At 69.2% G+C, this 6,624-nt stretch carries 6 protein-coding genes; all 6 read left to right on the forward strand.

Going from position 1 to position 6,624, the window contains the following annotated elements; all coding sequences use genetic code 11:
* The first annotated feature begins 97 nt into the window (after positions 1–97).
* The 6 genes from K7640_RS27235 (at position 98) to K7640_RS27260 (ending at position 6,533) form a co-directional block, all read left to right on the forward strand.
* Positions 98–1,135, forward strand: coding sequence for a nitrilase-related carbon-nitrogen hydrolase (locus tag K7640_RS27235; RefSeq protein WP_222957783.1), 1,038 nt, complete (start codon positions 98–100; stop codon positions 1,133–1,135).
* A gap of 108 nt (positions 1,136–1,243) precedes the next feature.
* Positions 1,244–2,248, forward strand: a complete 1,005-nt coding sequence (locus tag K7640_RS27240; RefSeq protein WP_222957784.1) for an alcohol dehydrogenase catalytic domain-containing protein — start codon at positions 1,244–1,246, stop codon at positions 2,246–2,248.
* 26 nt (positions 2,249–2,274) lie between these two features.
* A complete protein-coding gene (locus tag K7640_RS27245) occupies positions 2,275–3,378 on the forward strand; it encodes a Gfo/Idh/MocA family protein (protein ID WP_222957785.1) in 1,104 nt (367 codons plus the stop codon).
* Between the two features lie 64 nt (positions 3,379–3,442).
* Positions 3,443–4,153: an SDR family oxidoreductase gene (locus K7640_RS27250; RefSeq protein ID WP_255610044.1), complete on the forward strand. Its 711-nt coding sequence runs from the start codon at positions 3,443–3,445 to the stop codon at positions 4,151–4,153.
* A gap of 437 nt (positions 4,154–4,590) precedes the next feature.
* Positions 4,591–6,096 (forward strand): GMC family oxidoreductase, encoded by a 1,506-nt coding sequence (locus tag K7640_RS27255; protein WP_374198131.1) that lies wholly within the window; start codon positions 4,591–4,593, stop codon positions 6,094–6,096.
* The gene (locus K7640_RS27260; protein WP_222957788.1) at positions 6,093–6,533 is read left to right on the forward strand and encodes a hypothetical protein; all 441 of its coding nucleotides are present in this window, start codon (positions 6,093–6,095) and stop codon (positions 6,531–6,533) included. Before K7640_RS27255 ends, K7640_RS27260 begins: the two co-directional genes overlap by 4 nt.
* The last annotated feature ends 91 nt before the right edge of the window (positions 6,534–6,624 follow it).

Here is a 6,624-nt window from a genome sequence, read left to right on the forward strand (position 1 = left end):
TCAGCCGGGCGGCGTTCCGTCCAGCGCATGAGTCAAGAGGAGTTTGACTGTGGTTGACCCGTATGCAGTGGTGGCGATCTCTCCGCGCATCGTCACGATGAAGAAGCGTGAGGACGCCGTCGAGAGCGCCAAGCGCATCTGCAACTTCATGGAGATGGCGGTCCGGACCGCGGCGACCGAGGGCGCGCCGGTCAAGCTGGTCGTGCTGCCCGAGATGGCCATCCAGGGCATGCCGGAGAACTTCAAGGCCGGCAACCGGGAGGCCCACGAGGCCTTCGCCACGACCGTTCCCGGCCCCGAGACCGACGTCCTGGCGGCGAAGGCCCGCGAGTTGAACACCTACATCGCCGCCGAACTGCTGTTCGTGACCGACGAGGATTTCCCGGGTCACCTGTTCAACGTGGCGTTCATCATCAGCCCTGAGGGCGAGGTCATCTACAAGCGGGCCAAGTCCACCAGTGACGCGTACGAGGGTGGCGCGCTGGGCACCACCAACCCGCACGACATCTACGACGAGTGGGTGGCCAAGAAGGGCAACGGCAACGCCCTGGACGCCATCTTCCCGGTCGCCAAGACCGAGATCGGCAACATCGGCTACATCATCTGCCACGAGGGCGCCTACCCGGAGACCTCGCGCGGTCTGGCGATGAACGGCGCGGAGATCATCATCCGCGCCACGCTGATCGACCCGCAGGTCAGCCAGGGCATGTGGGAGCTGCAGAACCGCGCCCACGCCATGTTCAACCAGACCTACGTGGTCTCGCCGAACCTGGGCCCGCAGATGAACGACGACGGGCACATGTTCGACCTGTTCGGCGGCCGGTCGATGATCGTGGACAGCAAGGGCCATGTGGTCGCCCGCCAGGAGGGCCTGATCCCCGGCGACTCGTTCGTCAGCTACGTCATCGACATCGAGGCGCTGCGCCGCGCCCGCGCGGCGAACGGTGTCATGAACTGGTTCAAGGATCTGCGCACCGAGCAGTACGCGGCGATCTACGAGAAGCCGATCTACGAGAAGAACCAGTACGTCGAGAAGCTGCCGCAGGAGGGTTGGCTCGCCCGCGAGGACGTCCGCCGCGCCGGCAACATCGAGAAGCTCATCGAGCGGGGCCTGCTCACGCCTCCCTCGGTCTGACCCCCACCCGGCCCTTGAGCGGCGCGTCGCTCAAGGGCCGGGCAGCACCCCACGATCGTCTCTCCGGGCAACGCCCGACGACCCCCCCCGCACAGGAAGAAGCAGGTAATGAAGGCAGCGTTGCTCGAACAGGCCGGACCGATCGAGAGCAAGCCGCTCCAGCTGCGCGAGGTGGCCGAGCCTGCGCCGTCGGCTACCCAGATCCTCATCAAGGTCGGCGCCTGCGGTGTCTGCCGTTCCAACCTGCACATGGTCGAAGGCGACTGGCTGCCCAACACGCCCGCCTCGTTTCCGATCATCCCCGGCCACGAGGTCGTGGGCACGGTCTCGGCGGTCGGCTCGGCGGTCACCCACCTCGCCGTCGGGGACCGGGTCGGTGTGCAGCCGATCTGGAAGACCTGCGGGGTGTGCCAGTACTGCTTTTCCGGCCGCGAGCAGCTGTGCCGGCAGCGGCAGATCACCGGGGAGACCCTCGACGGTGGCTACGCCGAGTACATGCTGGCGGAGTCGGCATACGCCTACCCGCTTCCGGACAACCTCTCCTTCGAGGAGGCCGCGCCACTCTTCTGCCCCGGCATCACCGCGTACGGCTCGGTGGCGAAGGCGCATCTGACGCCCGGGCAGAAGGTCGCTGTCCTCGGCGTCGGGGGTGTGGGCCACATGGTCATCCAGATGGCCGCCCTCACCGGTGCCGACGTGTACGCGGTGACCCGCAGCGCGGTGCACCAGGCGGTCGCCGAGGAGCTCGGCGCTTCCAAGTCCTTCAGCCCCAAGGGCTCCGGCGGCAGCAACCTCTCCGACAACGCGGTGGACGCCGCGATCGTCTTCGCGCCGTCCGACGCGTCCGTGGCGGAGGCGATGCGGATCGTCAAGCCCGGCGGGCGGATCGTCCTCGGCGTCGCCCAGAACGTCGGCCTGCTGGACATCGGCGACGAGCGGACCGTCGTCGGCTCCGTGCTGGGCAACCGACAGCAGATGCGCGAGGTCCTCAATCTCGCCGCCGCCGGCAAGCTGCGCTCCGTCCACGCCGACTTCCCGCTCGCCGAGGCGAACGAGGTGTTGGAGATGCTGAAGGCCGGGAAGATCCGGGCACGCGCCGTCCTCGTCCCCTGACAGTTCGACAGCGAGGGAGCCCAACCATGTCCGCCGCCACCGGGGGTCCGGTCCGCTACGGCATCGTCGGCCACGGCTGGCGCGCCGACTTCTACCTGCGCCTGGCCCGCCAGGTTCCCGAGCGCTTCCAGTGCGTCGGCGCGGTGACCCGCCGCCCGGACGTCGGCGCCCGGCTGGAGCAGCGGTGGGGCATCCCGACGTACCGCAGTGTTGAGGAACTGGTCGCCGCCGCGGCGCCCGAGGTCGTCGTCACGTCGGTGCCGAGGGAGGCCAACCCCGAGGTGGTCTCCTCGCTGGTCGCGCTCGACACCGCGGTGCTGTCGGAAACCCCGCCGGCCCCCGACGCCGACGGACTGCGCCGGCTCTGGGCTGCCGTCGGCGCCAGTGACCTGGTCCAGGTCGCCGAGCAGCACCCGTACCTGCCGGTGGTTGTCGCGCTGCGGACGCTGATCGCAGACGGCGTGCTGGGCAAGGTCACCTCCGCGCAGGTGTCCTGGACGCACGATTACCACGCCACCGCGTTGTTGCGGATCCTGCTCGGGGTGGCGGCGGAGCCGGCGCGGGTGAGCGCGGTGCGCACAGTCGGCCCGCTGCTGGAGGGCCCCGACCGGGGTGGCTGGCCGGCCACGCCGGAGGTGCGCCCGGCAGCTCATACGCTCGCGGTGCTGGAGATGGCGGGCCGCAGCGGCGTGTACGACTTCAGCGAGGGGCAGTGGTTCAACCCCTGGCGCCGCCGGCACGTGATCGTGCGGGGCAGCCACGGCGAGGTGGTCGGCAACGAGGTCACGTGGAGCACGGAGAACGGCATGCCGGTGAGCGCCCCGATCGTGCGCCGGCACACCGGGCTGGACGGCAATCTCGAGGGGGCCGACCTCGATACGTTGAGCTGGTCGGGTCGGGTGCTGTACCGCAACCCGTACTCCGGCGCCCGCCTCTCCGACGAGGAGATCGCGATCGGCACCTGCCTGGAGCGGACCGGCCAGTGGCGCCGGGGCGTGGCGCCGCCGCCCTATCCGCTCGCCGACGCGTGCCAGGACCACCTGCTGGCGCTGGCGATCCACGCCGCCGCCGACGCCGGGGGACCGGTCACCACCGGCGTGGAGCCGTGGGCCTGGGCGGTCCGGCCGTAGTTCGAGATGCCGTTGTCCCGGCGGGCTCCGCGTCCGCCGGCAGTCGTGGAAAGCGAGCCGGAAAATGACGGTCCTTGCGGGAAAGGTCGCCTTCGTCACGGGGGCCAGCAGTGGTATCGGCGCGGCGGTGGCGCACGCGCTGGCCGCTCGGAAGGTCAAGCTGGGCCTCGCTTCGCGCAGCGCGCCCGACCCGGGGCTCGCCGACTGCGTGACGATGTCATGTGACGTGCGGGACCCGGCGCAGGTGGAGGCGGCGGTCGCCGAGACCGTGGCGCGCTTCGGGCACCTGGATATCGTGGTCGCGAACGCCGGCGTCGGATCGTGGGGCGACTTCGAACAGACGCCCCTGGCCGAACTCGACGAGATGGTCGACGTCAACATCCGGGGCCTGTTCCACACCGTCCGTGCCGCACTGCCGCACCTGCGCGCCCGCGGCGCCGCCGACATCATCACCGTGGCGTCCGAGGCCGGCCGACGTGGGCTGCCCGACGAGGCCGCGTACGTGGCGACCAAGTTCGCCGCGGTCGGGTTCACCCGGTCGCTGGACCATGAGTTGCGCGAGAGCGGCATCCGCTGCTGCAGCGTCTGTCCGGGCGGCGTGGCGACCGATTTCGGGATGGGGCGCGGCCTGCGTACCCCGGACATGCCGGAACTGGCCGACATGATGCGGCCCGAGGACGTGGCGGAGATGGTCCTCTTCGCGCTCACCCGACCTCGGCACTACCGCATGCTCGAGGTTGCCTTCCGATCCATGACGGAGCAGTCGTGGGGCTGACGACGGCGCAGCGAGGCGCCGATCCGCCAGCTCGTGGGTGGAGTCGGACATTGCTGCTGGTCAGGCGCGGTTTGGTCGGCCTGTCGTCAGCTGGCCAGCGCGGTCGGTGCTGACGCGTCGACGGCCGGCTTCCCGGCCCTACGTCGAGCCCGTGGCGGTTGCTGAGAACCGCCATGGTGGGGCTTGACAGCAGCCCAACGAGTTGCAACAGTTCCCAACGAATCGCAAGCAACGCTCGCCCGTTCACCGGGCGGGCAGCCTTTCGATGGTCTTCGACTCAGGAAGGCCGCGAAGCCGCACGGGAGTGGGTTGGTGTGGGTTCCAAAAGTGATCACGCAGATGTCCTGATCATCGGAGCGGGGACTTCGGCGGGAGTCGCGGCTCGTCATCTGGCGGAGGCTGGGTTCAAGGTCGTCTGCCTTGAGCAGGGCGGTTGGGTGGATCCCGGAAACCTGCCGGGAAACAAGCCCGAGTACGAGCTGGCCGGCTCGAAGGACTGGCATCCGGACCCGAACGTTCGCGGTCGGCGCGAGGACTACCCGGTGGACCACAGCGAGTCGGACCTGCCCCTGTGGATGTACAACGGCGTCGGTGGCACGAGCGTGCTCTACGGCGGCATCTGGGCCCGTGCCCTGCCGTCGGACTTCCGCGTGCGCACTCTCGACGGCGTGGCCGATGACTGGCCCCTGACGTACGACGAGCTCCTGCCGTACTACCAGGCCGTCGAGCGGGAGATGCGGGTGTCCGGTCTCGCCGGCAACCCCGCCTACCCGCCAGGGTTCGAGCCGCCGCTGCCGGCCGCACCGATCCACCAGACCGGCCGGACGATGGCCGAGGGGATGAACCGGCTCGGATGGCACTGGTGGCCCGGCACCAACTCCATCCCCACGCTCAACCGCCCGCACAGCAAGGAAGGTCAGTGCGTCCGCTACGGCGTCTGCCGGATGGGCTGCCCGGAGGGCGCCAAGTCCTCGACGGACGTGACGCACCTGCGGGACGCGGTGGGGCTCGGGGCGCAGGTGGTCACCCGCGCCCGGGTCGCCCGAGTGACGCTGGACGAGCGCGGTCGTGCCAACGGAGCGGTCTACCTACGGGACGGTCGCGAGCACTTCCAACCCGCTTCCCTTGTCATCATGGCGGCCGGCGGTATCGGAACTCCCCGGCTGCTGCTGATGTCCGCGTCCCACCGCTTTCCGGACGGCCTGGCCAACTCCTCCGGGCTGGTCGGAAAGCGGCTGATGCTGCACCCGTACGCGGCATCCGTCGGCGTCTACGAAGACGACCTGGAGAACTGGCTGGGACCGGCCGGCGAGCACATCGGCTCGATGCAGTTCTACGAGTCGGACCCTTCGCGCGGCTTTGTCCGTGGCGCGAAGTGGGCGCTGCTGCCCATCGCCGGACCCCTCGAAGCGACCGAAAAGTGGACCGATCCGCGGAGTCTCAACGGTGAGGATCTCTGGGGCGAAGGCTCGGCCGACAGGATGAAGTCATTCGTCCGCATGCTGCAGTGGCACGTTGTCCCAGAGGACCTGCCGGAGGAGTCGAACCTCGTCTCATTGCACCCCTCACTCACCGACTCGGACGGACTGCCGGCCGCGAAGGTGCACTACCGGGTCTCCGACAACACCCGCAAGATTGTCGACTTCAACCTGGCCAGGACTCTGGATGCGCATGAGGCCGCCGGCGCGACGAAGGCCTGGGTCGCCGGCCGCAACCTCATGACCGGGCACAACACCGGTACCGCCAAGATGGGCGACGACCCCGCCACCTCGGTCGTCGACCGCTTCGGTCGTACGCACGACGTGCCGAACCTCTACATCATCGATGCCAGCGTGTTCACGACCTCGACCGGCGTCAACCCCACGGCAACGATCTGCGCCCTGGCAAAACGTACTGCCAGCCACATCGCATCCAACGCCCGGGACCAGGAGGTGGCGTCGTGACTGACCTCGAATTTTCCACAGAACTTGGCGACGCGTCGCGGGCGCGCCTCGCCGCGCTCGCCGACCTCTTGATCCCCGGCGGATCGGGCCTCCCGTCCGCCAGTGACGCGGACGTGGCCGGCCAGTGGATCAACCGGGCGCTGGCTGCGAGCGCGGACCTGGCCAGCGCGGTCAAGCACGCACTAGCGACCCCCGGAACGCCCGACGAGGCACTCGGAGAGCTGCGGCTCCACCACCGCGACGTCTTTGACGCGTTCACATTCGCCGTCTCCGGCGCCTACTTCATGAACCCGGACGTCCGCGCTGCCCTGGGCTACCCGGGTATCGCGCCGCGCCGGCTACCACCGGCCGAGGGCGAAGCTGACTACTACCTCGAGGACGACATTCTTACTCCGGTAATCGACCGAGGTGCGATCTATCGCCCGGCGCCGGTCTGATCTACCGGCAGCAGCACCAACAAGGTCTCATCCCATCGGTGCCCATGGTGTTACGTCGCGCCCTGGCGCGGCGAATTAGGTGGAGGGTGGT

It is taken from the genome of Micromonospora sp. PLK6-60 (assembly GCF_019890675.1).
In the GTDB taxonomy this organism is placed as follows: Bacteria; Actinomycetota; Actinomycetes; order Mycobacteriales; family Micromonosporaceae; genus Micromonospora.

Coding starts and splice junctions, on each gene's coding strand:
- K7640_RS27235 (WP_222957783.1), top strand. CDS start 98: ATGAAGAAGCGTGAGGACGCCGTCGAGAGCGCCAAGCGCATCTGCAAC.
- K7640_RS27240 (WP_222957784.1), top strand. CDS start 1,244: ATGAAGGCAGCGTTGCTCGAACAGGCCGGACCGATCGAGAGCAAGCCG.
- K7640_RS27250 (WP_255610044.1), top strand. CDS start 3,443: ATGACGGTCCTTGCGGGAAAGGTCGCCTTCGTCACGGGGGCCAGCAGT.
- K7640_RS27245 (WP_222957785.1), top strand. CDS start 2,275: ATGTCCGCCGCCACCGGGGGTCCGGTCCGCTACGGCATCGTCGGCCAC.